This is a genomic window from Paenibacillus sp. JT22N1 (assembly GCF_059692155.1).
Window position 1 is genome coordinate 185,128 of sequence record NZ_JCAUAW010000012.1, and the last position, 25,871, is coordinate 210,998.

Consider the following 25,871-nt stretch of genomic DNA (forward strand, 5'->3'; position numbering starts at 1 on the left):
GATACCTCCGCTAGTTTATGTTCATTCACAATTTTCGTCCGATCAGGTAAACGACCTCTCAAATCGAAACCAACCGAAATCGAAATGGCTTCCCGGCAAAAATAGAAAGATTACTTTTTGGATGCCTGTTATTTGTTCCAATTCAAATACCCGCTCTTCGTAACCATCGGACTGTGTAAACTCGATGAGTTGATTTCCCTCACCTTCCGGATTAGCGAAACGAATATGAATGGTATTTTTATCAAGTAACGATCGGCCATAGACGACAAGCTGCGTTGCCCCTAGGCTTGTAAAATCCATTTGGTCGAATTCCAAAGAAACATTATTTCCTATCCCTTCAACGCTGGTTTCCGAGATAGTAAACGTATCGCCATAAATGCGGTCGCATTCCGTAGCGTAATTTTTCTCGAAAGCTCTGTTCTGCTTTTGAAACGAAAAACCCTTGATGTGCACCTTCTTCTGTAGGACGAAGCAAATGGAAGTGATCCCGCAAAGACGCTTGGATAACCGATAGGTTTCTTCTTGATACACATTCCACTTGGACGGTTTCTGATAGATGACATCCGCTAGGAGTACACTGCCCTCTTCATCCGGCATGCCTTCCCAAATTTGCAGGGAATACTCTTCACTGGACAAGGCGAAAATCGGAATCGTAAGCATATCGGACCCGTGCGTTCCGAAATCAATATCACGAAACCCAACTTCAGTTTCACCGTCCCGGCTTGTAGCTACGCCTCTCTCGTTCCCGTTTCCAACCTCCCCTTTACTGTAATCAAAAAGGCCGGCAGAGATAAATCCATAAGGATCCTTGTAAGCTGTGCCGAGTCCCGCTGCTTTAAATTCCAGTTGGGAGATGAGCTTCGTCTTGTTCGTACCGTTCTTACTCATACAGCGAAGCCGGAAATCTCCATCGCCCCACGCGGTGATTCTCGCTTCATGACCGAATGCTTCCACTTTCGCAAGGTTGGAGGCAATTCCCGCATCATTCACTACACTCCACTCGACTTCTTGATAGGAAGTATCAGCAGGATACAGGTAGGCTTGCACCGTCATCTCTTTTCTCGATCCGTCGAACATTTGACCGGACGGGCTTACGATTTCAAGCTTGCGCAAAGGGATTTCGTCTACGTTTCCCATGACCGGCGGCAGCTCTTGATTCTTGGTGTGGGCGGAAACCCCTGCTAAGGATGTTTCACCCCTTACTGGAAGAGCATCAAATTCCACCGTCTGACTCTCCAAACCGACTGAAGAAACCTCAACCCGAACCTTACCGGGCTCAAGTGTAGCCCCGATAATAGCCATAAGTTTGCCGCTGAATAGTCTTCTGCTAGTCCCTTTATACGGATCATAGTCCGTACTGTCGCCATTATCCAAACCAAGCAAACGGCCAGCCCCCGTCACCTCGACACGAACCCGATTGCTTGCATTCTCCACCGGATTGCCATCTGAATCTTCCATGTAGATTTCCAGGAAGATCAAGTCCGTACCATCTGCCCTCAGGCTCTCTTTATCCGGCAGCAGACAAATCTTCTTCGTATCCCCAAAGGATCTTCTAATATCTGTCGCAATTACACGGCCCATTTCATCATAGGCTATTGCTTTCAATTCCCCTGCTTCATAAGGAAGCTTCCACCAGCCGACCAGCTGGGTTCCATGCTTATGATTGATATCAAAAGTTCCCACGATAGCGCCACCCAATTGCAATTCAATTTTCGGCGCATTCGAGCACACTCGAACATCAATCAATTGGCCCGGATTAAAGTCCCAATAGGGGAAAATATGGACCATCGGATTCGTCCTATAGTCGGTCCATGCGGATTGGTAGATGTAATACGAATCTTTCTTGAATGTAGCCGTATCAATCTGTCCGAGATAAGAGTTCTTGGTATGATATGGCGTCGGTTCCCCAATATAGTCGAAGCCGGTCCATATGAATTGCCCTAGAGAGAAAGGCGCTTCTCTTTCGGCGATAATACAGGCCTCAACTGACTTGGCTCCCCAGCTCGTCGCACTATTTCCCAGAGCTGAGCACTGCTCGTCGTCATCAGCAAGAATGGACTTCTCGAACGGGAATCGATAAATGCCTCTGCTTGAAACGAGAGAGGCCGTCTCGCTGCCGTAAATGATCCAATCGGAATGCTCCTCATGGTGCTTATGGTAATACTTTTCCGCGTAGTTGTAGCCGGCCACCTTCACGATATCCGCACATTTTTGCGCGTTCTCCCAAGGCATATAATTGGAACCGATGGTCACTCGGCCGTTCTGCTTCGGATCGTATTTCAGCACTTCATCCCTAAGCATTCGAGTGATTTCTTGCCCTCTTGCATCTGCATGAGTGTCGTAAATCTCATTTCCTATGCTCCACATCATCAGGCTCGGATGATTCCGATCCCGCTTGACCCAGCTTTTCACATCGGCCTTAGCCCAATCCTTAAAAAATCTCGCATAATCGTAAGGGGTTTTGGTTCTTTCCCACATATCGAACGCTTCCGAGACGACCAAGAACCCCATCTCATCTGCTAGATCCATAAGTTCCACCGCCGGCATATTGTGAGCCGTTCGAATAGCGTTAACGCCCATTTCTTTTAATATCCGAAGCCTTCTTCTCAATGCTTCTTTATAGAAGGCGGCTCCAAGCGCGCCTAAGTCGTGGTGCTCGCAAACCCCGTTTAATTTCATTCTTGTGCCGTTCAAATAAAAGCCCAGCTGAGGGTCCAGCTTGATCTCACGAAGCCCGATATTTTGAGAGATGCTCTCTACGACTATGACTTCCTGGCCCTCTGCAGCACGCTGCAATTGGGTGACAAGTTGATACAGGTTCGGCTCTGCCGTGCTCCATAAATGAGGGCGATCTATCGATAGCGTCTGTCGATGAAGAAAGCCGCCTGCAACAATCTTGTCTGTCGCTGTCGCAGCAAGTTCGCCCTTGTACAGGATCGTATGCGAGATTCGGACATCCTCGTCCTCATGGAGGCTCAATTCCGTCTCGACTTCTACCTCCCAGCTATCGTTGACCCTTTTCGCAGCAGCATAAATTCCATCCGTTACAATGTGATCTCGAGCTCTCGTCTTTAGCCACACATTTCGGTAGATGCCGGCCCCCGAATACCACCGGCTATTCGGACTTTGGTGGACAACCTTCACCACGATTTCATTATCCCCGTCAACGAGCACATCTGTGATCTCGTGTTCGAAGGATGAATATCCGTACTTCCACTCTCCAATAAACTGCTGATTCACATATACGGATGAGTCCATATAGACCCCATCGAAGCATAATAAAATTTGCCGTTCCGCTTCTTGAGTCCATGTAAATCTTTTCCGGTACCAGCCGATACTATTTTCATAGAGATTTAATGTATTGTTGATCAGCCAATCATGAGGGATATCTACCAGCTCAAATGTCAAACCGGCGCCATCCGTCACATCCAGGCTGCTCTTGGCAAATTCCCATCCACTATTAAACAGTGTCTTCTCATTCATAGTTTTCTCCCGCGCTCCAAGATATTTCATATATAGATGACTCGGGCTAACGCCACGAGTAATTGTCATATTTTAAAATTCAGGATCTGTGACAATGTCCATTGTCGCAGATCCTATAAGGGCACTATTTGTTATGATTAGTATCCAAGCTTGCTCTTCGTCTTGTTAAAAATATCATTTGCCATTTTGATATAGCGGGATGCGCCGAGTGTTTCGACCTGAGCCACATAGGCATTCCAATCGTTTGCAATGTTAGCTTGGCCGGTTACGAACTTCAGGGTCATCGTATCCACATAATCCATCAGCGGCTTCGAGATCAGGTTCATTTGTTCGCTTTCGTCCGGGGTACCCATGATTGGCGGAGCTATCGTTCTCGGTTTACGATGAGTCTGAATGCGGCTGAGGTAGTCTTTCTCGCCTTCGGTCATTTTGGACATCCGCAGTTTAGTGGAACCGCCATACGCGAAGTTGCCGCCGCCGAAGCCGAAATCGACGTTTAATTTCTTCGTTGCTGTTGGGTTCATGCCGTTAAAGGAGATGTCCGGTTTGATCGTGATGTTGCCGCTCGCATCCTTCGTATAAGTCTCGCCTTCAACTCCCCACAAACTGAGCGTTTGGCCTTCGTCCGAATACCACAGCCAGTCAACAAAGCGAAGCATTTTGATAAAATTGTCCTTGCCGAGCTTCTTGAGCGCATTCTGGCTGATCATAACTCCGTTCTCGAGACGGGACGTTTCGATTTGAAGCATCCCTTTCGGACCGCCTGGTTGAACGATCATATACAGATCGGCGTTCGGCACCTGCATCTTGGTCTTGGAATCGGCCAGTATCTGGTAGTTGGCGTTCATGACATAAGTATCGCCTTTATAGAACTTGGCTTGCGCGGTTTTATCGTCTTGAGTGAAGGACTCCGGATCGAGCAGCCCCTCTTTGACCAGCTTATTTAAGAACGTCACATAATCCTTGAACTCATTGGTCGAATTGGCGAATTCGAACTGTTTCGTCTGTTCGTTGAAGCGCGTGCCGTTGGCAACTCCCCAACCGCCGGTTACGCCGTATTGAGCTGCCGTAATATTCAGCGTCGATTTTCCGGTGAATTCATCGGACATTACATACTTCCCGCCGGTAAATTCTTTCACTTTCTTGAGGGCTTGGTAAAAGTCTTCATAAGTCCATTTGCCTTCCTGACCTTTTACGTCGACTCCCGCTTTTTCGAAAATGTCTTTCCGAATCATGTAGGAGTATCCTGCACCCGGCGATTCCCACAGCCCTGGCAGGACGTAATATTTCCCGTCCGATTTCAGCTTCTGCTGCAGGTCTCTTTCCATTCCCCAAGCTTTTACAGCCTTCTGATAATTCGGCATGTACTGCACCCAATCGCTGATCGGAACGATTTGGCCTCCAGCTACGTAAGCGGATTCGTCATATGTTTTGGGAATAATGAAGGGAGCGTCGCCGCTGTTGACTAAGAGCGACTTCTTGTTCTCGTATTCGGTAGCCGCTACTACGTTTACGTCAAACGATACGTTCGTTTTCTCCTTGATCGCGCTCCAGAGCCGCCATTCCTTCTTATACGGATAGGTCGGTTGATCGCTGAACATGATCGAGTAGTTCACAGGCTCATTCGAACGGAACGTTTGGCCTTCACCAAAGGTGTAATTCTGTGGTGCTGCAGAGCTCGTGCCTGGGGATGCGCTGCTGGACGATTCTTTCGTGTCGCTATTCGTACATGCTGTCATGCCGACGGCCATCATGACCGCCAATGCGACCCCTACTGCTTTTGCAGATCTTTTCATTCAGTGCCACCCTTTCAAATGTGTTTATTTTATATAACAGAAACGCTGCCATGTAGAAGCCCATTAATAACATCTAGCGATTGCAGCCTTTCCAAAACATAACGCGATTACCCTTTTACGGAACCAATCATCATGCCTTGCACAAAATACTTTTGAACGAAAGGATAGAGACAAATAATCGGCAAAGAGGTCAACACCATCGCAGTGGATTTAATGGTTGCCGCGATCTGAGCGGTCGCATCGCTGCTGAGTCCGGCTTCGGTCGGATTAATCGCGCTGTCGATGATCTGCCGCAAATAGAGGGCGATCGGCCATTTATCCTTCGACTCCAGATAGAGAGACGGGCCGAACCAGTTGTTCCAGATGGAGACCATGCTGAACAACACCATCGTGGCCAGGATCGGTTTGGAGAGCGGAAGCGTAATCCTTAGGAAGATGCGGTAGACGCCTAGGCCGTCGACCTTAGCCGATTCTTCCAATTCGTTCGGCAAGCTTGCAAAGAAGGTCTTCACTAGGATGACATTGAAAGCGCTGATGGCACCGGGTATGATAATGGCCCAGATGGTATCCCTCATGTGCAGCGTTTTGGCGACCAAGATATAGTTCGGGATCAGCCCGCCGCCAAAATACATCGTGAACAAGACGAAAGGGATAAAAAATTTGTTAAGGCGCAACTTATCCTTCGACAACGGGTAAGACATAACGGCCGTCGCAGCAACTGATATCACCGTTCCTACAATGGCATACAGGATCGTATTGCCATAATATTTGAAGAATTCCGGCCTGCTTAGCACCGCTCGGTACGTTTGGTCCGTAAAGTCAACGGGGAATATGGTGACCTTCCCTGCATATACGGCAGCCTCCGAGCTGAACGACTGAGCGACTAGATATAGGAACGGATACAAAGTCATGACAACGACAAAGGCCATGATGAATCCGTTCATGACTTGAAACACACGGTAGGACGCGGACACCTTCACCTGAACTGCTCCTTTCTACCACAAGCCCGAATTCGTTGTTTTCTTAGAAATGTAGTTCGCCGACGTGACCAGAATAAGACCGATGATGCCTTCGAACAGACCAACAGCAGTGGCATAACTGAAGTTCCCGCCGGTGATCCCCATCCGGTAGACGTAAGTGGAGATAACATCTGCCGACTCATAGGTTAATGGATTGTACAAGAGCAGGATTTTCTCGAAATTCGCTCCCAATATGCTGCCAATATCGAGAATGAGCAGCGTCATGATCGTCGGCAAAATACCTGGAATCGTAATGTGCCATGCTAGCCGTAACCGATTAGCCCCGTCCACTTTGGCCGCTTCGTACAAATCGGTATTGATGCCGGTCATCGCCGCCAAGTAGAGAATGGTGCCCCAACCGAGCCCTTGCCAAATGCCGGACGTCACATAAATCGTCGGGAACCATTGCGGTAAGGAAATGAATGCAATTTTCTCGAACCCCAGATTGACGAGCAGTGTGTTAATCGGCCCGGACATGGACAGCAATTCCTTGGTCATGCCTGCGACGATGACCATGGAGATAAAGTGAGGCAGATATGATACGGTCTGGACGAATTTCTTGACGCGAATCCGCAGCAGTTCATTCAGCAACAGCGCAAAAATCAAAGTGAGCGGGAAACGAATGACTAAATACAAGACACTTAAATACAAATCGTTGCGGAAGGCTCTCCAAAAGGAGGGATCCTTCATGAACATGGTAAAGTAAGATAATCCTACCCATTCCGTCCCGAACAAGTTGGTTCCGCCTCTATACTTGCGGAAAGCGATTACATTACCAAGCATAGGAACGTACTTGAAAATGATAAAGTAAATAACGGGAATAATTAGAAAGGAATATAACTTCCACTCCTTCCTGACGTGTCTCAGAAGAGGGGTCTGTAAAACCGCCTTATTCGCAACTGACATACAATCACCCACCACTTTCTATTGGAAAATTGTCCACTAATCACACACCAATAAATCTTCGAAATCGTGCTTCATCACTATCCCCCTTGATTCGTATGCGTTTTCAGAAACCGCATACAAAATGCTTTTAAAAAAAACGGTTACGTTGCCTAAAGTTGTCCTCAATTGCCGTTCCCCGCGTTATTCGAATCATAAAAACCTGTAATTATTAAATATTCTCATCGCAAACTGGCGCGGTTTCAATTGTAGCATAAGCACCATTTATTTAATATTATTTTACAAAATGGCCCTTTTTTTTACCATAGAAGAATACAAGAAAACTTGTAATTATTAAATATCTTTTTAAGCGCCGTATGGGCATGTTATGATGGACATAGTGCCTCCTTTTCCCGAGAAAGGAAGCGATCCTGAATAATCCCGGAGCTGATCTTTGCCATGGACTTCGAGCAGTTCGAATCAATTGTCCCCGAGGTTTTCTTATTCGTCGACCGACGCTGTTTCCCCGAATGGGAAATCATCCGACAGGAAATCGATTTTCACGACCTGACGTTTATCGTCGGGGGAAAATCGAATTATTTTGTTAACGGCGAGAAAATCACGGTGGAAGCGGGGGATATGCTTTACATTCCCCATGGAAGCATCCGCGAGGCGCATACCTTCAAAGATGATCCCATGCATTCCTATGCTTTCAACTTTACTCTGTTGCAGCCCTCTGGTAAAATCCGATTTCCATTCGAAACCGTAACCAAAAATCGAATCTCTAGTGAAATCTTAAACTACATCCTTGAATTTAATCGCGTTTGGAGTGGCATGCAGCCCGGATATCGGATGTTTGCGAGGGGTATCTTTCATTTGATTCTCCACCGGTTGCTGGCGATTTCCTTTCACCATTCCCCGACATCTCATTCCGATATCCGGATCGACAAGGTCAAGGAGTTCATCATCGACCACTACTCGAATGAGCTGGATTTGGCGACCGTCGCCAAGGTAGTCAATCTGCACCCTGTGTATCTCGGCAAGCTCTTCAAAACAAACACGAGCTTCAGCGTCAAGCATTTCATCAATATCATTCGGGTCAACAACGCGGAAATGATGCTGTCCGGCGGCGGGTTTTCCGTCTCAGAAGTGGCGGAACGCTGCGGGTACAAAGACATCAGCTATTTCAGCAATGTATTCAGATCCATTAAAGGCTATCCTCCGTCAAAGGCAAGCATGCAAAAAAGAATCTCAGATGGATAGCAAATACACTGAAATTGGGGTTACAACTAAAAAAAGAGTGGCTCCAATTGACCGCTAATTGCGGAATAGAGTCACTCTTTTTGAAAATAATGCGGCAGTGCCACTAACAACCATAGATTTTAATACACATCACGTTGGTAACGCCCTTGCTCTTGCATATCGTTTAGATACGCTTCGGCTGCTTCACGGGTCATCATGCCTTCTTTTTCAATTACATCAATAAGTGCGTTGTGGACATCCTTCGCCATGTTTTGCTTATCTCCACAAACGTAGAAGTATGCTCCATCATCTAGCCATTCGAACAATTCTTTGCTGTTGTCAAGCATTTTATGTTGCACATAAGCTTTTTGAACCGTATCACGAGAGAACGCAACCTCTACTTTTGTCAAGACCCCATCTTTTTGATATTTCTCCAACTCGTCCTGATAAAGGAAATCCGTCGCTGAATGCTGGTCTCCAAAAAATAGCCATGATCTGCCTGTTGCTTTATTCACTGCACGTTCTTCGATAAAGGAACGGAATGGTGCAATGCCTGTCCCTGGACCAACCATAATAATGTCTTTATCTTGTGACTCTGGCAGATGGAAGTGTTTATTGGGTTGAATAAATACTGGAAGCGTATCTCCTTCTTGAAGGCGATCTGCAACTAAAACAGAACAAACTCCATTCCGTTCGCGTCCGTGAGCCATATAGCGTACAGCACCGATGGTTAGATGCACTTCCTCAGGATGAGCGGCAATGCTGCTTGCAATTGAATAGAGACGTGGTGTCATTTTTCTTAATAGAGACACCATTACTTGGGCTGAAGCTTTCCATGGACCGAAATCGCGTAACATATCAAGCAAATCACGCCCATTGGTATATTCTTTCAGTTGGTTTGCATGTTCAGCTAATAAAAGCTTTTGTAGCTCTTCGTTTTCTGTGAATTCCACGACCTGTTGTAAAATCTTTTTCGACAGTAGCGTAATTTCAAAGTAAGTGATTAACGCTTCCTTCAATGGAAGTGTGTCACCTTCCTTATTAATTGTAACGATCGTTTTTTCATCCCACTTCATTTCCTCAAGAAGCGAAGCCACTAGTTTCGGATCATTTTGCGGGAAAATACCAAGAGCATAGCCTGGGAGATACGAAAGGCCCGATCCTTTTAACGATAACTCGAGATGTCGAGTTTCTTTTCTCGAACCGGCTCCATTTAAATTTACATTCTTGAGAACCTTCGCTTGAAACGGATTTGTCCTTGAAAATGTTGCAGGGACCTTTTTGACATCAGTTAATTGCATTATCTTCACCTCAAAAATTATATTTATCTAGAATAACACATGAAGAAAAAAATAATAAACATTTTTTACGTTGTTGGATATTTCACCAAGAACTTGTATGCCCTCTTCAGGGAATATATGGATACAAAAGACCCCAAGACTCCATAGAGCCTTGGGGTCGTTGAGACGACCTTGATGTTAGCGGATCTGTTCCTCTTCGTCGAAAGTCCGGGATAACGTGTGTTGAATCAAATGAAATTAGATTACGGGAACAGAAGAAAACGCATATATTGTCCAAATGTGTATCCACAGTCTTGCCTGATGACAGCAATCCGAGATTGAAATGATAAGATTACCAAGGTAACTCCCCCGTCCCAGGCTCTACAAAATGACCTGAATTATGAAAACCGGCCGTATTGCACCAATCAAAAACTTTTTTTGCTGCTTCATTTGGCTCCAAATTGGCATCATAGGATGCGCAATTTGTATTGATTTTTCCAGGATGAACCGAGCTCACATGAATGCCCTTGCTCCTTAGCTCTTGATCCAAACAGAGAGTCAACATATTTTGTGCGGCTTTGGCCATTCTATAGGAATAGCTAAACCTGCCTTCATTGAACTCTCCCGATGCTGTCTTTGTCAAAGAGGCTAGTCTAGACGAAACATTAATAATTCTTGGTTTAGCTGATCTTTCGAGAAAGCTGAGTGCAGCCTGTACCGTACGAATGACGCCTAAGCTATGTACATTAAATAACGCACCCGTTTCATGCGTCGTGACCGTTGTAATTTGGTAAGCAATTCCAGGTATCCCTGCATTGTTGATCAAAATATCCAGAACATCCGTATGGGCGCTTAAAGCTGATTTCAAAATGTCGGTACATGTATCCTTAGCAACATCAGCGATAATTGGATGGCAATTTGGCATTTCGTTGAGAAGATTTTCAGCCGCAGTGTTCGATCTTACCAATGGAAACACACGATAATGATGCGCGTAAAATAGTTTAGTCAGCTCATAGCCAAGACCTCTACTTGCGCCCGTAATACATACTGTTTCTTTCACACGCCTACCTCCTTTTCGAAGCAAATACACAATTAAAGAAAAAAAAGAGGAGCCGCCCTTTCGGAGCAGCTTCTCATCATACACTTATTCAAACATGACAACAGAACGGCCTACATTTACACAATTGCAATCATGGAAAGAGTCTAGCGCATTATTGATTTCATCAAGACTAATTTTCTCCAATATGAGTTCATCAAGCAGGAGCTTACCGTCTAAATAAAGCTGCGCCAAAATCGCTATATCTCTCAGTGGGTTAATATTCCCGTAAAGACTGCCCTTGAGTGTTTTGGCTTGACGATGAAACGCTTTTGCAGGAATATTCAATTCTTTATTCGGGTTGAACCATCCGACAGCAACTGTAGTTCCCCCCCTACGCGTCCCAAGCCAAGCGTTAACGGTGGCGTTCGTGTTACCCGTCGCATCAATCGCGAAATCGACCCCATAGCCGCCTGTTAATTCTTTTAACGCTTCAACGACATCCTCTTTACCGACATTAATTGTATGCGTTGCACCGTACTTTCTGGCAATCTCTAGGTTCTGATCTTTGAGGTCACAGGCTATAATCTTCGACGCTCCGACGATTCGAGCCCCTTGAATCGCATTGACACCAACACCGCCGATACCGAAGACGGCTGCGGAAGACCCCGCTGTTACCCCCGCTGCATATACGGCTGCACCATATCCGGTTGCGACACCGCATCCAAGCAAAGCTGCTTGTGCAAATGGCATTTGGTCTGGAATTTTCACACAGGACATTTCTGATACAACGGCATATTCAGCAAAAGTAGACAAGACCGAATCGTGATAAACCGTCTCGCCGTCTTTACTTAACCGTGATGTACCGTCAAGCAAGGTGCCGTCGAATATAGGCCCGAACGCTGTTTCGCATAAATGGACCTGGCCGTTCTTACAAAACAAACATACGCCGCAATACGGAATCCAGCTTAATGCGACTTTATCTCCCACTTTCACACTTTTTACATTGGCACCAATTTCAACGACGATGCCCGATCCTTCGTGCCCAAGAATGTTCGGTAAGCGAAGTGTTGGATCGTTCAAACTGTTCAAATCACTATGACACACACCGGAGGCGCCGATTTTGACCAACACTTCATTCGCTTTAGGAGGAGCCAAATCAACATAATCAATGACAAGTGGTTTACCGAGTTCTGTGCGTATCGCTGCCTTAACTTTCATGTTACACTCTCCATCATTCATTTAGTTTAAGTTGACCCAGATCGATTTTACTTTCGTATACGAATCAAGCGATTGAATGCCGCATTCTTTACCCCAACCGCTTTCTTTAAATCCGCCGAACGGACTAGCCAAATCGTAACAGCCGTATTTGTTGATAAAGACTGCACCTGCATCTAGCCGTGCTGCGATCCGATGAGCGCGAGTGATGTCTTTCGTCCACAGCCCTGCGGCCAAACCGTAAATGGTATCGTTAGCCATCTCAATGACTTCCTCATCATTGTCGAATGGGATCACAACAAGCACAGGACCAAAAATTTCTTCTTGTGCAACTCTCATGTTGTTTGTCACATCTGCTAAAATCGTAGGTCTAACGAAATAGCCGTTTGCGTTCGAACCAGTCATATCCCGCCCACCTCCGGCTGCGACACGTGCGCCTTCGGCTTTTCCGATTTCGATATACTCCAAAATTTTCTCCATGTGCGATTTCGTACATTGTGCTCCTTGATCACTCCTCGGATCAAACGGATCTCCAAGTACATAACGATCCGCAAACTCAGCAAGGCGCGTAACTGTATAATCGTATAAGGTCCTATGAACGAAAAGGCGAGTCGGTGAGGAGCATTTTTCACCCTTGTGGGTAAATAGTCCAGTAAACGAACGTTCAATCGCATACTCCACATCTGGTGGATCATTGAAAATGATGTTTGGCGATTTGCCGCCAAGTTCAAGCGTTACTGTCTTCAAGTTCGAGTCTGCTGAATCGTGAACAAGCTGTTTGCCGACGGCTGTACTGCCTGTAAAGGATACTTTGTTGACCCCTAAATGACTGGAAATATAGGAGCCTGTTTTTCCGCTTCCCAAAATCAAGTTAATTACGCCGGGTGGCAGCACTTGTTCATCGTGTAATATTTCGAATAATCGAACGACGGAAAACGGCGTTGCACTTGATGGTTTAAGTACAACGGTATTACCCGTGGCAAGTGCCGGGGCCAGCTTCCAAGTAGACATCAGCATCGGATAATTCCATGGAACAATCTGACCGCACACGCCAAATGGCACACGCAGCGTGTAGTTTAAAAAGTCTCCTTCAACCGGCATCGTTTCACCGTGTATTTTATCTGTCCAACCTGCGTAGTATTCAAAAATATCAGCCGATTCTCCCAAATCGTCGTAATAAGCTTCCTTGTATAATTTTCCATTATCAAGAGCTTCAAGTGTCGCTAGTTCTGCACGATGCATACGAATAACTTCAGCAATTCGGCGCATGACATTGGCTCGTTCCTTGCGTCCCATAGACGGCCATGGACCTCTTTTAAAAGCGTTCTGAGCGGCTGCTACAGCTTGATCAACGTCATCTCTCGTCGCTTCTTGAATATTACCGAGCATCTGACCCGTTGCAGGGTTTATCGATTCGATTAGACGATTGCTCGAGCTATCTTCCCATTTACCGTTGATATAGAGCTGCTTCGTAGTTTTTAGCCATTCTTTGGCCCATTCCAGTTTTGGATTTTCCACCCTTACTCTCCTCCTTGTTGGACTAGCTCCTTGATACTGATACCTTTTTTTCCCGCTTCCTTAAGCATGTTTGAAACGGTCGAATATCCTTCTTTTACTTTTAGCTCAAGAACAAACGGGATTGTACTTTCCGCATATTGCCTACAGCGCTCTTCATTCACAGTGATTCCGTTGACACAGTCCGAAGCGAAATGGTCGACCGCTTCCGAACACATGCGCATCGATTCGTAAATGTTCCAAGCGGCAAGCCCCTCCCATACGTTCAAGTTTAATTCGCCATGCTCGTATGCCGCTTGTACGGTTCGGTCGAAGCCGATCATCTGAAAACAACAATGAATCATCGTCTCTGGGACAACCGGATTGATTTTCCCTGGGAAGAATGATGACCCCGGCTGCACAGCGGGCAATTGCAGCTCTGCAAACCCAGCTTCCGGTCCTGAGGAGAGCATGCGGAAATCATGTGCGATTTTGCTTAGCGTCGATGCCATTAACGCGAGCCGAGAAGACACTTCCGCCAGATCATCTAAGTTTTGAGCGGCATCAAACAAATTATCGCGCAAGCGCAAATCGGAGGAACCCGTAACTTCTCGCAGCTTATCGACGACAACCTTCCGGTATGCTTCAGGTGCGCTAATGCCAGTACCGACAACAGTTGCACCCAAGTTAATCATGTTTAACCTGTCGGCCGCTCGGTCGATTTCTTTCCTTCGCCGTTCAATGACAGCTGAATAGCCACTGAACTGGTTACCCATTGAAATCGTTGTTGCATCTTGAAAACAGGTGCGGGCGATCGTCCGGATCGGCATAAACTCGACAGCCTTTTGATCCAAGGAACAAACTAGCTTGTTTAACGATCCGTTCAATTTCTTCCATAGCTCTAAAATCGTCATGCGCATGGCCGTATGACACACATCGGTTGAAGATTGTGAGGCGCTGACGTGGTCAACCGGATGAACGAGGTCGTAAACACCCCGCTTCCCGCCGAGCTGCTCATTGCTGACATTTGCAATCACTTCGTTCATATTCATGTTAATTCCGGTGCCACCGCCACCGCACAAAATATCAACAGGAAACTGATCCTCATACTCTCCTGAAATGATTTGGTGGCACGCCGCTTCAATGGCTTCACATATTCGCTCGTCAACTACTCTGGCTTCATAATTTGCTTTTGCAGCTGCCTTTTTCACGAATGCGAGTGAACGAATATAGGCCGGATAGGCACCCAATACCCGCCCCGAAAAAGATAAATTACGAACTGTTCTTACGGTATAAATACCATATAAGGCTTCTGCCGGAACTGACACTTTTCCTAAAAAATCCTCTTCTGTCCGCATCTTCTCCATAGTTGTCTACCACATGTGAACTTGATTGATCTCATATTTGGCTAACATTTCTGTATCCAATTCGAATCCTAATCCCGGCTTATCTGGTGCAGAGATGTAACCATCCTTATCGACCCTCATCTTGTCAGCTTGAATGAAATCCCGGCGCTCTGGTGTCCAAGTCGGTGGATCATAAGGTACCTCGAAATAAGGACATGTACTGATCGCGCAAGTAAGTTGCAGGTTGGCAAGCATGCCCACACCGTTGCTCCAGCTGTGAGGCGTAAACCAGTGCCCGTTGGCCTGCGCCATCTCGGCTACTTTCTTAATTTGTGTGAATCCGCCTGTCAAAGCTACATCGGGTTGGTAGACATCCAATGAACCATGCCGTATCATTTCCCTAAAATCGTACCAATTCCGGTTCATTTCGCCTCCGGCAATGCGAATACCAACCATTTGACGAAGTTGTGCCATTCCTATAAAATCATGACACGGCAAAGGCTCCTCCAACCAAAGGACACCGAGGTTTTCGAGTTCCTTGGCTACTTGGTAGGCTTGCTTTAAATCCCACGTTCTTTCGACATCCCAAGGCATCTTCCAGCCTTGATTGGCGTCAACCATAATTTCCAGCTTGTTGCCAACAGCCTTGCGAACGGCTTCCACGATCTTAATATCATCTCTAGGGTTTGCATTATGAAAGCGAATTTTCATCGCTTTAAATCCTTCTTCCACCAAGCCGATTGCTCGTTCAGCACGGACTTCAGGAGCAAGCATTTCACCCGTAGACGCATAAGCGAGCATCTTATCTTGACGGCCCCCCAACAGTTTATAGATGGGCTGGCCGGTCGCTTTGCCCATAAGGTCCCATAAAGCGAGGTCAAGCGGCCAGTTTCGGCCGTAATGCAAATCGATATTATCAATGATTTGTGAATGCCTTTCGATTTGGAATGGATCTTGCCCGATAAACAAATTTTCATGCCCGGCGAAACCGACCATTAAATCCCCAGACGCAACACCCGTGATACCTTCATCCGTATGAACGGAAACAACCGTGGAGCCGAACTGAGTACGCGGTTTAGGATCCCAAGATGCTCTAAATGGAGGATCAAGCGGAATTCGGTAATGTTTAATGTCAATCGATGTTATTTTCATTTTTTATTTCCTCCTAATTGTCCGGCAAAAAAACCGCCACGATATTGTTTGATGTCATGAGTGACCACAAAGGCATGCGGATCGACTTTCTCAATCTCCTGAAGCAGTTGACTCTGGTTTCGCCTTTGCATCGTAATCGACAGCAAAACACGTTCGCCGTCCATTCCCTCTCCCATCCACTGCGTAATGCCATAGCCTTTCCCACGCAGAATCGAAGATAACGAAATCTCACGGCTGCTCGGAATTACTTGCACATTAATGTAGCCGAGCGCCAGTTTCTCTTCAAGCTTCATGCCAACGAGAATGCCGATTCCATAGCTCACACAATAAACGACTAGACTGATAGGTTTGCTTAAATTATCAAGTACAATTTTCAAACCGATTGTATAAACCATAATATCGACCATACTTAATAAAGCCGCAAAATAACGGTAGCCCCTTATAGTTAAAATCATTCTGGTGGTCAAACTGGAGACATAAATGACTTGTATGAAAAATATGGCAACTAACGTCCACAAGGCAACTCATCTCCTTATTAGCACGGCAATTGGACAGCTATTTTTTTGGAATCAAACCGTTTTCAGTCAAAAATTCCTTTGCAACATCAGCAGGTGTTCTTTTTTCTACGTCAGCTTTCGCATTCAGCTTAGACATCGTCTGATCATTTACTTTTCCAGCTAACTTGTTGATCACTTGAACGGCATCAGGATATTTTTTTGCGAAATCCAAGGTGACAATAGGTGCAGCATAATAGGGCGGGAAGTAATTTTTATCGTCTTTTAACGCTGCCAATTTCAATGCTGGTATACGCCCGTCTGTGGAATAAGCTACAAGAACATCGATTTTTTTCTCAGCAAGTGCCGGAAAGGCTAGCGGAATTTCCATTTGCTTAACATCTTTAAATTTATATCCGTATTTCTCCGATAAGCCCTTGAGTCCATCCTGCCGATCATAGAATGTATTGTCGATACCGAGCACCAAATTAGGCGCATGTTTGACAAGGTCAGAGAAAGTCGAAATATTTAATTCTTTCATTTTTTCTTCTCTTAACAGAATGGTGTACGTGTTCGTAAATCCAAGGGGCTCAAGCCATGTGAAGCCGAATTCCTTCTCATAACCTTCTTTGACTTTCTTATATACGGTTTCCTTCGTATCATCGGGCGCAAGTTTACTTTTCAAAACATTAAGAAAACCGGTTCCTGTATAATCGACGAATACATCGACCTTACCATCTTTCATAGCCTGATTAATAAAGGAGGATGCGGCAAAACCTGATTCATTGATAGAGACATCATAATCAGTATTTTTCTGCATCAATTGGCCGACTAGTTGAGCTAGCAAGTATTGTTCTGAAAACCCTTTTCCGCCTACAACCATCTTGATTTTCTTTTTGTCTAGAGCCGCCTTGTCCGGAGCCGAAGATGGTTGAGCAGTACCTGCTGCCGGCACCGCTTTGCTTCCGCATGCAGAGAGTAATAAGACGACCAAGGACATTGCTACGGCTAACCATTTCATTTTTTTCATTTGTCGTATCCTCCTCATATTTTTATACTCTAGCGATTCTTTCCACTTTCTTTTTCAAACGCTTTGATTTTTGGGGGTTAGATTGTTTGTTAGGCGTTACCTTGATCTCCAAACGCTTCAACAAAAATTCTGTTATAACAGCCAGCAGCGCCGCAGGCAGACCACCTGCAATAATCAGCTCTGTTCGCATAAGTGCCACACCTCTAAAAACGATTTCGCCGAGGCCTCCAGCGCCAATAAATGCTGCAATTGTCGTTACCCCAATCGTCAAAACAGCCGCTGTGCGTACTCCAGCCATTAAAACAGGTAAAGCGAGTGGCAATTCAATATTCCAAAGAATTTGCCAATTCGTCATACCCATCCCTCGCCCCGCATCTACAACAGACTGATTCACCTCAAGAATACCGGTATAAACATTGCGTACAATTGGTAAAAGAGAATAAAGAACTAATGCTATAAGGGTCGGCTTAACGCCAATACCGACGAAAGGAAGCATGAAACCGAATAAAGCAATACTTGGAATTGTTTGAAATACACCGGTAATTCCAATAGCAACCCCCGCGATATTTTTCCTTCTCGTTAAAAAAATACCAAGCGGAATGGAAATGATAAGTGAAATCATCAATGCTGTTAGCGAAATGTAAATGTGCTGCCATAATGCAGTAAGAATGATGCTTTTGTTCGTAATAAAGGTGTTTAAGAATAAGTCCAAAGCATTTGTCGATTTGTCCATCAGAAACCAAACCTCCTTTCTTAACTAATCCTCATATCTACTCCCGATAGGCCGCAGAGAATACTTTCCTTAGTTACGTATCCAACGACTTCCCCACTTATAGCAATAGGAAGTGCGTTAACTTTATACTCGAGCATCCGGGCTGCTGCCTTTTCCCAGCATTCATCAGACTCAAGCATAGGAGCATGTGTAACAGTAAGCGAATCCACTCTATCGTCTGCCCTATTCAATGGATGTTGAAGCGCTTCCAACGTCACCATGCCGTAAAGCCTTCCGTCACGATCCGATACAATAAACGCTTCTTCATTGACTTTACGCGAAACTTCAATAGCATCTCTGATTGTATGCTCACGTCGCAATTTCGCTTTCGATCGAATCATGAACTGAGCAATCGTCGCTTTTGAGTCAACACGAGGTACATTCAGTCGCTTCTCGCCGATAAACTCGCTAACGAAGCGATTCGCTGGTCGGCCCAATATATTTTTTGGCGTGTCCAGCTGTACAATACTCCCTTTATTCATAATTGCGATACGATCGGAGATTTTTAAGGCCTCGTCCATATCGTGTGTGACAAATAAAATTGTTTTATTAATTTCCTTCTGCAGTTTGCTAAGCTCATCTTGTAGTTGTTCTCGACTGATAGGATCGAGTGCGCTAAACGGCTCATCCATTAGCACAATAGGCGGTTCTGCGGCCAACGCTCGAATGACTCCAATTCGTTGCTGTTGTCCTCCGCTTAACTCAGACGGATAACGATTTCGGAATACTTTCGGATCAAGTCCAACCATATCAAGCAAATCATCGATTCGTTGTGAATAGTCCTTCTCTTTCCACCCTTTCAACTTTGGTACTAGTCCAATATTTTTGCCAATCGTCATATGCGGCAGCAGACCGACTTGCTGAATGACATAACCAATATTGCGCCTGAGTTCCACCGCGTTTAATTTCGAAATGTCTTCATCCTGGACAAAAATTTTTCCAGATGATGGATCGATCAGTCGGTTGACCATACGCAACGTCGTTGTCTTGCCACATCCGCTCGGTCCGATTAAGGAAACGATTTCGCCATTCTGAACTTCAAAGCTAATATCGACCAACGTCTGCACTTCTGCATAATCTTTGCTAACGCTTTCAAACCGGATCATTGGATCCCCCCCTTGAAGTTTTTTTATTTATTACTCATTATATATACAGCAAAAACCGTGCCAATTGTTTGCATACAAAAATACGGCTCTTTTCAAGAGCCGTATTTTAATGTGTGTAAAAACTCTACAATTATATTGTAGAGTTTTTACACACTGTATGTTTTTTTTACTTTTTCTTAATTAATCCTGAATCGATTAAGTATTGTCTAGCTAGTTCGGTTACATCCTCATGCAGAACATCTGCCTTGTAAAGAAACGACATAAACTTGTCATGATCTATTTTTTGTGAGAGACCTGTTAATAACGACTCCACCTGCGAATGCTGATTTAAAGTTCGAGCAGTAACAACCGGTGCCGGATTATACGGAGGAAAGAAATGGCGATCATCCTCTAGCTCGACCAAGTCATAAGCTTTGATCCGGCCATCCGAGGCGAAGCCGACTGCAGCTTGGACGCGGGATTCTTTTACAGCCTGCGCGAATAGCTTCGTATCCGAAACGATAATATTCTCACGTGGAATATCCAAACTATATACCTTTTGAAATTGTTCCATGCCGTCACCACGAATTAGAAATTCACTGTTGGTAGCAATATTGAGTGGCTTTTGTTCCTTAGCATATTTGCTTAAGTCGCTAATTGTCTTGATGCCATACTGCTCCTTCAGATCTTTCTTGATCAGCAACGTCCAGGTATTGTTAATTTCGGTGGTCATGGGCAGCCAATGCAATCCGATCTTCTTATCGTCCTCAGCGATCGTCCGAAACGCCTCGTTGGCATCGATAATGACAGATTTATGATGATAAAAAGGTATCGCCGTATTTGGATAATCCCAATATTGGTCAATTACTCCGGCTTCAATGGCGGAACGGATACTGGTACTTCCTTTAAAAATAATTTCCTTTACGGCAAACCCGTTTTCTCTTAGTAAAATACCGGTCATTTTCGTTAGCAGGTATTGCTCTGTGAAGGATTTGGAACCAATGGTAATGACTGGCTTCATGCTTGAGGACAGATTTTCAGCGATGCTAGCTTTATCTTTCTTCCTCACGCTAAACGTATACGCAATCAATAGAGCAGCAGACAGAGATAGAACAATCAACAGAGTTATGATAGTTGCTGACTTCATTTTCATCCTATCTCTCCCTCTCATTTATGGGAAATTTACACCTCATCGTAGTTCCCTCATTCACACAACTTTGAATTTGAAGCTCCCCGCCGTGTTCCATAACGATATCTCTAGCAATAGTGAGCCCCAATCCAGAACCCTCCTGTTTTGTTGTGAAGAAGGGGTTAAACAGCCATTCCATCGATTGGTCGGAAATACCAGCACCGGTATCTTTCACTTCGACAACGAAGAGCCTGTTTTCATTCTCTGTGCTCTCCAATGTCCGAATGCTTAATGTTCCTCCATTAGGCATCGCTTCAATACTATTGATGATCAAATTTAAAAATACTTGCATTAATTTGTTATATTTTCCAATCATCGTAGTCTGCTGAGGCGGATAATCTTTCATTGTGTTGATTTTGGCATCCCGCAGCTTAATTCTCAATAATTGCAGCGCCTCATCCAGCAGCTTGTCCATCCGGATTGTCTCGTCTTTTTCATTATTCATCTTGGAAAAAGATAGAAATTGAGTGACAATACCATTCATACGTCTAACCACACGATAAATGTCGTTCACCAATTCATTTATACTTTCTCCCCTAGGTTCGGAATCGACCTCTTCTTTTAGCAGCTCAGATGCACCGGAAAGAATGGCCAGCGGATTTTTGATTTCATGAGCTATACCTGTACTGATTTGTCCGATTAAGGCAAGTTTCTCGCTTTGCTTAGCATGTTCTTCAAGGAGTTTCAATTGGGTAATATCCTGTAATACAGCTATGCTGCCAATATTCCCTTCTTGAATATTATATAGTTTTGAAGTCGCTATCTTTACAACATGCTTTTGTCCATTGGCGTTCATAATGTAGCTTTCCGCTTCCTCTCCAATGCGGTCAGAATTTAATGTATTCAATAAAACAAAGTCGGCATCCTTGTTCTTTATCGGAATTTCAGATAAAAGTTTTCCCATGATGTCATTTCTAGAATACCCTGTGATTTGTTCAAACTGCCTGTTTATATGCGTAATTATGCCTTCATTATCTACAGTCAATATGGCATAAGGAATGCCTTCAATCACATCGCGCAAATATCGTTCATTATCCTCGACCATTTTCTGCTTCTCACGTAAGCTTAACGCCGTTGCAATCATAGTTTTCCACAAAATACCAATTTCATCCTTGGATTGGCTCGATACTTTGGGTTTAATTGCGAGTGGGTCGTTGCGTTCGATACTTCTGGCAAATTGGGTCAACTTCACGATAGGTTGCAAAATTTTTTGTACACCGATTCCGATAAATAGAAATGTTAACAATAGAATACAAATAAAAGTTCCTGTTATTGCCCTTGTCAGATCAGTCAAAGGTTTAAAGGCATATTGATCCGGCACACCGAGGACAAGCCCCCAACCATCCCACATCGTTTTGTAAGCCATAATACTCGGCTCGTTATGATAGTTGCCTTTCATCGAGCCTGAGGTATAACGAGACAACTCCATTGTAGCCGGGTGGGTAGACGTATTTATGCCCATTTCAGAAACAATTGTAGCTGCAATAACCTCACCATTACTGTCCACCAGAAAACTAAATCCATTGTTGGGTATACTGCTTACACTTAATATTTCCGAAAGATGGTCACGGCTTAGCTCTGCAACCATAACGCCTATAAACTGTTCATTTATGCCCATAACCGGGATCGATATACTTACGACCCGCTCTCCGCGAGGGTTCTGGTGTACATCGGAAACCGCATAATTTCTGCTCCAACGAACAATATCGAAGTTAGGGAAATTATAGGTCGTCATTAGCGTATGCAAGGCAAAAGGCGCCTCAAATAGCATTTGCTTTTGAGCATCAACCATTGTGATTGACTGAATCATCGAGCTGCTTGCTATGGTTTGCTTGGCGCGTTCATACATTCTTTGAGTATTGAGCTTGTTGCCTTCATCCACCTCTGCGATCAATTGCACTTGTAGAACCGCATCTGAGATTTCAGTATTGAACCGCTTCACCAAAGCATCCGCACTTAGCATATTTTTTCTAACAATATCCTCTTCAACAACCCTATGGGTATAGTCAAGAATAATCGTGTAGATAAGGAGAACTGGAACAATAATAATGACAGAATAGATCATCAGATATTTCATCTTAATACTGCTGGTGATGGATGCGATCGGATGATTATAAAACTTCGATGCCATAGTATCTGCCCATCCTTATTTTATTTTTTTCATTTTGTAGATAAGTGTGTGCCTTGAAATACCTAACAGATCTGCTGCTCTGGTCTGATTTCCTCCAACTTCCTCAAGTGCCCGAGTGATAAGGTCTTCCTCTACTTCTTCCAGCACCTTTTGCAAACTCAGCTGTCCGGCACTTTTTTTACTCGTTCCTTTAGATTCTTGTTCTTGTTCTTGTTGCTGAGATCTAAATATTTCCTCTGATAGGTCCTGAATATGAATGACACCCTTTGAATGTACGATGTGCAATCTTTCCAGCATGTTCAGCAACTCCCTGATATTACCGGGCCAATCGTGAGAGGTGAGCTTCGCAACCGTTTCATCGGATAAAATGATTTGCTTGTTATATTTATAATTTAGTTTACGAATGTAGTTGGCGATCATTTGAGGAATATCTTCTTTCCGCTCTCTTAGAGGAGGAATTTCAATCTCAACCAAGTTCAAACGATAATACAAATCATGACGGAATTTCCCTTCTTTCACCAGTCTTTTAATGTCTTTATTCGTCGCAGTAATAATTCTTACATCTACACTGCGGTAAGAATTGCTCCCAAGCTTCATGAACTTCTTTTCCTCAATGATATGGAGCAGCTTAGCTTGCATAGCAAGCGGCATCTCGCCAATTTCATCGAGAAAAATGGTTCCGCTGTCGGCCGCTTCGAATTTTCCTGCTCTTGTCTCTGTTGCTCCAGTAAAAGCACCCTTCTGATAACCGAATAACTCACTTTCCAATAGAGAATCTGGAATAGCTGCACAATTGATGGATACAAATGGATTGTCTCTGCGATTGCTGTGCTTATGAACCCACTTAGAGAGAGCGGTTTTTCCTACTCCGCTTTCCCCTAATATTAAGATGGAAGCATCGGTCTCCTTGACTTTATGGAAAAGCTCGCGGATTTCTATCATTTTTGTGCTTTGAAACACTAGTTCCTCATGATCGCTCGTTGATGCTAGTTGTTCCTTTAACACCTGATTTTCAAGTTGAAGCCGCTTACTTTCACAAGCCTTCACAACTACTTCTTTAATTAATTCAAGCTCACTCGGCTTATTCAAATAATCAAATGCACCCATTCTCATGGCTTTGACTGCGTTTTCCACATTTCCGTATGCAGTAAGCATGATCACTTCGATGTGTGGGAAATCAGTCTTTATCTTTTGCAGCAACTCAAGTCCAGTCAGGTCGGGAAGCATGTAGTCCAGAATAATAACATCAATATCCTTCTCCGTAATCGTATGCAATGCGGCTTCTCCTGTTAATGCATGAAACGTTCGAAAACCTGACTTTTTCAACTTATGGGAAATAATACGGCACAGATTTTCTTCGTCATCTACGGTTAGTATTCCAAATGAATAAGACATCTTTATTTTCCTCCAAACTACTTATGTTAGCTCATCCTCGCAACCGCGAAGATAAAATATTCATTTCTTCCCTATACTTCATTACCGTTCTGCGGGAAATTTGAAGGTTTTCCTTGTTCATAATTTCAGTAAGCTGCTGGTCGGATAATGGTTTGCTTTTATTCTCACCATCGATTAGTTCTTGAATCCGACATTTAATCTGTTCAGCGGAAGCTGCTTCTCCCTCCGTCGTTGAAGGACCTTTTGCAAAGAAAAATTTTAATTCATATATACCTTGCGGCGTCTGCACTACTTTATTCTGAATGGCCCGACTTACGGTAGATTCGTGGAGTTGCAGCCTCTCTGCTATCGTTTTCAAATTCAATGGCTTCAAAAAGAACAACCCTCTATCCAAAAACATCATCTGCTCTTCAGTAATCGCTTCCATTACTCTAAAAAGTGTATGCTGCCTATCCTCCAAGCTTTGGATTAAACCCATTGCTGTTTGAACATGCTTCTTCATATAATCTTCAGCTTCTTTGGAACCGCTTTCAGAAATGAGCTGCTGGACTTGTTTATTTAAAGAGACATTCGGCATTCCGGCATGATTTAAAATGACAATATAACGATTCAATTTTTTTAATCACAGCGTCCGGTTTTATATCCAATTGCTGATGGTGCTTGAAGGCAAGGCCTGGTTTGGGATTCAAAGTGCGGATATAAGCGAGAGATTGCTTTACCTTATCTAAAGGAATATTCAATTCACGATCCAAATACTTCCATTTTCCGGCGCCTAATTCATATAAATAGCAGCTTACTAACTTTTCGGCATAGGGATCTGCGTTTTCATCCCGCCGAATTTGAATTTCCAAACATTCTTGAAATGTTCTTGCTGCAACCCCTGCCGGTTCCAGTGCTTGAACTTTGTCCAAGGCTTCTATTACTTCTTCCTCCGAAACATACAGGCATTGCGCTGCTTCCTTAAGTGTAATTGTTAAATAACCATTTTCATTTAAGCTTCCAGCTAAAAATTTCGCGATTTTGTATTGACGATCAGAATGATTGCCCAGGCGAAGCTGGCTTAAAAGCATCATTTCCAGAGAATCCTCTAGGTGCGCTGTAAGCTCTAACAAAGAAACTACAGTGTTCGAGGATACCCTATTTAACTTGTTTTTTGTTCTCCGGCTACTCATGTTCTCGGTCCATATAACTTCTAGCAAAGGGTTTTCAGACGATTGCTCCTGCAAATAACTTACTAAATCGACTGAAGATAACTGCAAAACATGAATCGATTGTAAGATTTTCGGGCTTATTGTAATGCTTTGGCTTTGCTGCAGCAATACTTTAGGGCTTAAGTTCAACATTCTCACCTGCCATTCGATTGTATAAATATTATACAGTAGCAGCTACCAAATAAGAAGAACAAGATTCTTGTTTCAAATGAATTGTAGATAAAATCAACAGTGTGAAAATAAAATTATAAAACCGGCACCCCTTATATTCCAAGGAGTCCGGTCTTCTACATGCCAAATATTTGATTGATAATTATAGGCTTAGTGTCTCGTTGCAATGACGTTCGTCCACTCACTGCTGCAAGTTACAAAACTCACGACACATCTTCATGAATTCGCCCATCCCGAAACCGCACAATCCGCTTCGCAGTTCTTCTTCGGTGGTACCCATTGATGAACGTACAATTTCATGGTTTCCGTCGCTCTCTTCAGATTGCTGAAAGCGATAATATCCCATTTTTCACCTAGGGTATATCAGAGATACCAGTGAATTGCCAAGATCATTCCAATGTGTGTGTCACCCCATACATTCTTTCGTTGATCCTTTACTTGCTTC

General features: G+C 44.2%; 21 protein-coding genes. 1 reads left to right on the top strand and 20 read right to left on the bottom strand.

The genetic code is table 11. The features are described from left to right. Positions 1 to 42: 42 nt before the first annotated feature. The 4 genes from AC58UU_RS23275 to AC58UU_RS23290 form a co-directional block, all read right to left on the bottom strand. Positions 43 to 3,483 carry a glycoside hydrolase family 2 TIM barrel-domain containing protein gene (locus AC58UU_RS23275; RefSeq protein WP_497319217.1) on the bottom strand — a complete coding sequence of 1,147 codons (3,441 nt, stop codon included), beginning with the start codon at positions 3,481 to 3,483 and terminating at the stop codon, positions 43 to 45. 137 nt (positions 3,484 to 3,620) lie between these two features. Then, entirely contained in the window at positions 3,621 to 5,279 is a 1,659-nt protein-coding gene (locus tag AC58UU_RS23280) for an ABC transporter substrate-binding protein (RefSeq protein ID WP_497319219.1), read from the bottom strand. A 107-nt stretch (positions 5,280 to 5,386) separates the two neighbouring features. Further along, positions 5,387 to 6,259 (bottom strand): carbohydrate ABC transporter permease, encoded by an 873-nt coding sequence (locus AC58UU_RS23285; RefSeq protein ID WP_497319221.1) that lies wholly within the window; start codon positions 6,257 to 6,259, stop codon positions 5,387 to 5,389. Positions 6,260 to 6,274: 15 nt separating this feature from the next. Further along, positions 6,275 to 7,204, bottom strand: coding sequence for an ABC transporter permease (locus AC58UU_RS23290; protein WP_029195429.1), 930 nt, complete (start codon positions 7,202 to 7,204; stop codon positions 6,275 to 6,277). A gap of 435 nt (positions 7,205 to 7,639) precedes the next feature. Here AC58UU_RS23290 and AC58UU_RS23295 point away from each other — a divergent pair, with 435 nt between their 5' ends. Continuing rightward, complete coding sequence (locus tag AC58UU_RS23295; protein WP_497319224.1) at positions 7,640 to 8,443, top strand: helix-turn-helix transcriptional regulator; 804 nt, start codon at positions 7,640 to 7,642, stop codon at positions 8,441 to 8,443. Between the two features lie 119 nt (positions 8,444 to 8,562). Here the strand turns inward: AC58UU_RS23295 and AC58UU_RS23300 are convergent, their stop codons facing one another. The 16 genes from AC58UU_RS23300 to AC58UU_RS23375 form a co-directional block, all read right to left on the bottom strand. Continuing rightward, positions 8,563 to 9,723 carry a sulfite reductase subunit alpha gene (locus AC58UU_RS23300; protein ID WP_497319226.1) on the bottom strand — a complete coding sequence of 387 codons (1,161 nt, stop codon included), beginning with the start codon at positions 9,721 to 9,723 and terminating at the stop codon, positions 8,563 to 8,565. Between the two features lie 331 nt (positions 9,724 to 10,054). After that, positions 10,055 to 10,762: an SDR family NAD(P)-dependent oxidoreductase gene (locus AC58UU_RS23305; protein WP_497319228.1), complete on the bottom strand. Its 708-nt coding sequence runs from the start codon at positions 10,760 to 10,762 to the stop codon at positions 10,055 to 10,057. Between the two features lie 84 nt (positions 10,763 to 10,846). Continuing rightward, the gene (locus tag AC58UU_RS23310) at positions 10,847 to 11,959 is read right to left on the bottom strand and encodes a Zn-dependent alcohol dehydrogenase (RefSeq protein WP_497319230.1); all 1,113 of its coding nucleotides are present in this window, start codon (positions 11,957 to 11,959) and stop codon (positions 10,847 to 10,849) included. Between the two features lie 21 nt (positions 11,960 to 11,980). Continuing rightward, on the bottom strand, positions 11,981 to 13,474 hold the full coding sequence (locus AC58UU_RS23315) for an aldehyde dehydrogenase family protein (RefSeq protein ID WP_497319232.1): 1,494 nt from the start codon (positions 13,472 to 13,474) through the stop codon (positions 11,981 to 11,983). Between the two features lie 2 nt (positions 13,475 to 13,476). Continuing rightward, positions 13,477 to 14,778: a lyase family protein gene (locus AC58UU_RS23320; protein WP_497319234.1), complete on the bottom strand. Its 1,302-nt coding sequence runs from the start codon at positions 14,776 to 14,778 to the stop codon at positions 13,477 to 13,479. Between the two features lie 45 nt (positions 14,779 to 14,823). Further along, on the bottom strand, positions 14,824 to 15,948 hold the full coding sequence (locus AC58UU_RS23325; RefSeq protein WP_497319236.1) for a mandelate racemase/muconate lactonizing enzyme family protein: 1,125 nt from the start codon (positions 15,946 to 15,948) through the stop codon (positions 14,824 to 14,826). Further along, complete coding sequence (locus AC58UU_RS23330; protein ID WP_497319238.1) at positions 15,945 to 16,466, bottom strand: DUF2179 domain-containing protein; 522 nt, start codon at positions 16,464 to 16,466, stop codon at positions 15,945 to 15,947. Before AC58UU_RS23330 ends, AC58UU_RS23325 begins: the two co-directional genes overlap by 4 nt. Positions 16,467 to 16,503: 37 nt before the next feature. Then, the gene (locus tag AC58UU_RS23335) at positions 16,504 to 17,472 is read right to left on the bottom strand and encodes an ABC transporter substrate-binding protein (protein WP_497319240.1); all 969 of its coding nucleotides are present in this window, start codon (positions 17,470 to 17,472) and stop codon (positions 16,504 to 16,506) included. A gap of 22 nt (positions 17,473 to 17,494) precedes the next feature. After that, on the bottom strand, positions 17,495 to 18,205 hold the full coding sequence (locus AC58UU_RS23340; RefSeq protein WP_497319242.1) for an ABC transporter permease: 711 nt from the start codon (positions 18,203 to 18,205) through the stop codon (positions 17,495 to 17,497). Positions 18,206 to 18,225: 20 nt separating this feature from the next. After that, complete coding sequence (locus AC58UU_RS23345) at positions 18,226 to 19,350, bottom strand: betaine/proline/choline family ABC transporter ATP-binding protein (protein ID WP_497319244.1); 1,125 nt, start codon at positions 19,348 to 19,350, stop codon at positions 18,226 to 18,228. A gap of 166 nt (positions 19,351 to 19,516) precedes the next feature. Continuing rightward, a complete protein-coding gene (locus AC58UU_RS23350; RefSeq protein ID WP_497319246.1) occupies positions 19,517 to 20,482 on the bottom strand; it encodes an ABC transporter substrate-binding protein in 966 nt (321 codons plus the stop codon). A 1-nt stretch (position 20,483) separates the two neighbouring features. After that, positions 20,484 to 22,649 carry a sensor histidine kinase gene (locus AC58UU_RS23355; protein WP_497319248.1) on the bottom strand — a complete coding sequence of 722 codons (2,166 nt, stop codon included), beginning with the start codon at positions 22,647 to 22,649 and terminating at the stop codon, positions 20,484 to 20,486. A gap of 15 nt (positions 22,650 to 22,664) precedes the next feature. Next, on the bottom strand, positions 22,665 to 24,044 hold the full coding sequence (locus AC58UU_RS23360) for a sigma-54-dependent transcriptional regulator (protein WP_497319250.1): 1,380 nt from the start codon (positions 24,042 to 24,044) through the stop codon (positions 22,665 to 22,667). Positions 24,045 to 24,075: 31 nt separating this feature from the next. Next, positions 24,076 to 24,621 carry an RNA polymerase factor sigma-54 gene (locus AC58UU_RS23365; RefSeq protein WP_497319252.1) on the bottom strand — a complete coding sequence of 182 codons (546 nt, stop codon included), beginning with the start codon at positions 24,619 to 24,621 and terminating at the stop codon, positions 24,076 to 24,078. Next, the gene (locus AC58UU_RS23370; protein ID WP_497319254.1) at positions 24,599 to 25,387 is read right to left on the bottom strand and encodes an RNA polymerase factor sigma-54; all 789 of its coding nucleotides are present in this window, start codon (positions 25,385 to 25,387) and stop codon (positions 24,599 to 24,601) included. Before AC58UU_RS23370 ends, AC58UU_RS23365 begins: the two co-directional genes overlap by 23 nt. Positions 25,388 to 25,607: 220 nt before the next feature. Beyond that, on the bottom strand, positions 25,608 to 25,772 hold the full coding sequence (locus tag AC58UU_RS23375; RefSeq protein ID WP_497319256.1) for a hypothetical protein: 165 nt from the start codon (positions 25,770 to 25,772) through the stop codon (positions 25,608 to 25,610). Positions 25,773 to 25,871: the final 99 nt, after the last annotated feature.

Bases quoted from the DNA above. Each gene is read 5' to 3' on its own strand.
- AC58UU_RS23275 (WP_497319217.1), bottom strand. From the start codon at position 3,483: ATGAATGAGAAGACACTGTTTAATAGTGGATGGGAATTTGCCAAGAGC.
- AC58UU_RS23280 (WP_497319219.1), bottom strand. From the start codon at position 5,279: ATGAAAAGATCTGCAAAAGCAGTAGGGGTCGCATTGGCGGTCATGATG.
- AC58UU_RS23290 (WP_029195429.1), bottom strand. From the start codon at position 7,204: ATGTCAGTTGCGAATAAGGCGGTTTTACAGACCCCTCTTCTGAGACAC.
- AC58UU_RS23295 (WP_497319224.1), top strand. From the start codon at position 7,640: ATGGACTTCGAGCAGTTCGAATCAATTGTCCCCGAGGTTTTCTTATTC.
- AC58UU_RS23300 (WP_497319226.1), bottom strand. From the start codon at position 9,723: ATGCAATTAACTGATGTCAAAAAGGTCCCTGCAACATTTTCAAGGACA.
- AC58UU_RS23310 (WP_497319230.1), bottom strand. From the start codon at position 11,959: ATGAAAGTTAAGGCAGCGATACGCACAGAACTCGGTAAACCACTTGTC.
- AC58UU_RS23325 (WP_497319236.1), bottom strand. From the start codon at position 15,948: ATGAAAATAACATCGATTGACATTAAACATTACCGAATTCCGCTTGAT.
- AC58UU_RS23335 (WP_497319240.1), bottom strand. From the start codon at position 17,472: ATGAAAAAAATGAAATGGTTAGCCGTAGCAATGTCCTTGGTCGTCTTA.
- AC58UU_RS23340 (WP_497319242.1), bottom strand. From the start codon at position 18,205: ATGGACAAATCGACAAATGCTTTGGACTTATTCTTAAACACCTTTATT.
- AC58UU_RS23345 (WP_497319244.1), bottom strand. From the start codon at position 19,350: ATGATCCGGTTTGAAAGCGTTAGCAAAGATTATGCAGAAGTGCAGACG.
- AC58UU_RS23350 (WP_497319246.1), bottom strand. From the start codon at position 20,482: ATGAAAATGAAGTCAGCAACTATCATAACTCTGTTGATTGTTCTATCT.
- AC58UU_RS23355 (WP_497319248.1), bottom strand. From the start codon at position 22,649: ATGGCATCGAAGTTTTATAATCATCCGATCGCATCCATCACCAGCAGT.
- AC58UU_RS23360 (WP_497319250.1), bottom strand. From the start codon at position 24,044: ATGTCTTATTCATTTGGAATACTAACCGTAGATGACGAAGAAAATCTG.
- AC58UU_RS23365 (WP_497319252.1), bottom strand. From the start codon at position 24,621: ATGCCGAATGTCTCTTTAAATAAACAAGTCCAGCAGCTCATTTCTGAA.
- AC58UU_RS23370 (WP_497319254.1), bottom strand. From the start codon at position 25,387: ATGTTGAACTTAAGCCCTAAAGTATTGCTGCAGCAAAGCCAAAGCATT.
- AC58UU_RS23375 (WP_497319256.1), bottom strand. From the start codon at position 25,772: ATGGGATATTATCGCTTTCAGCAATCTGAAGAGAGCGACGGAAACCAT.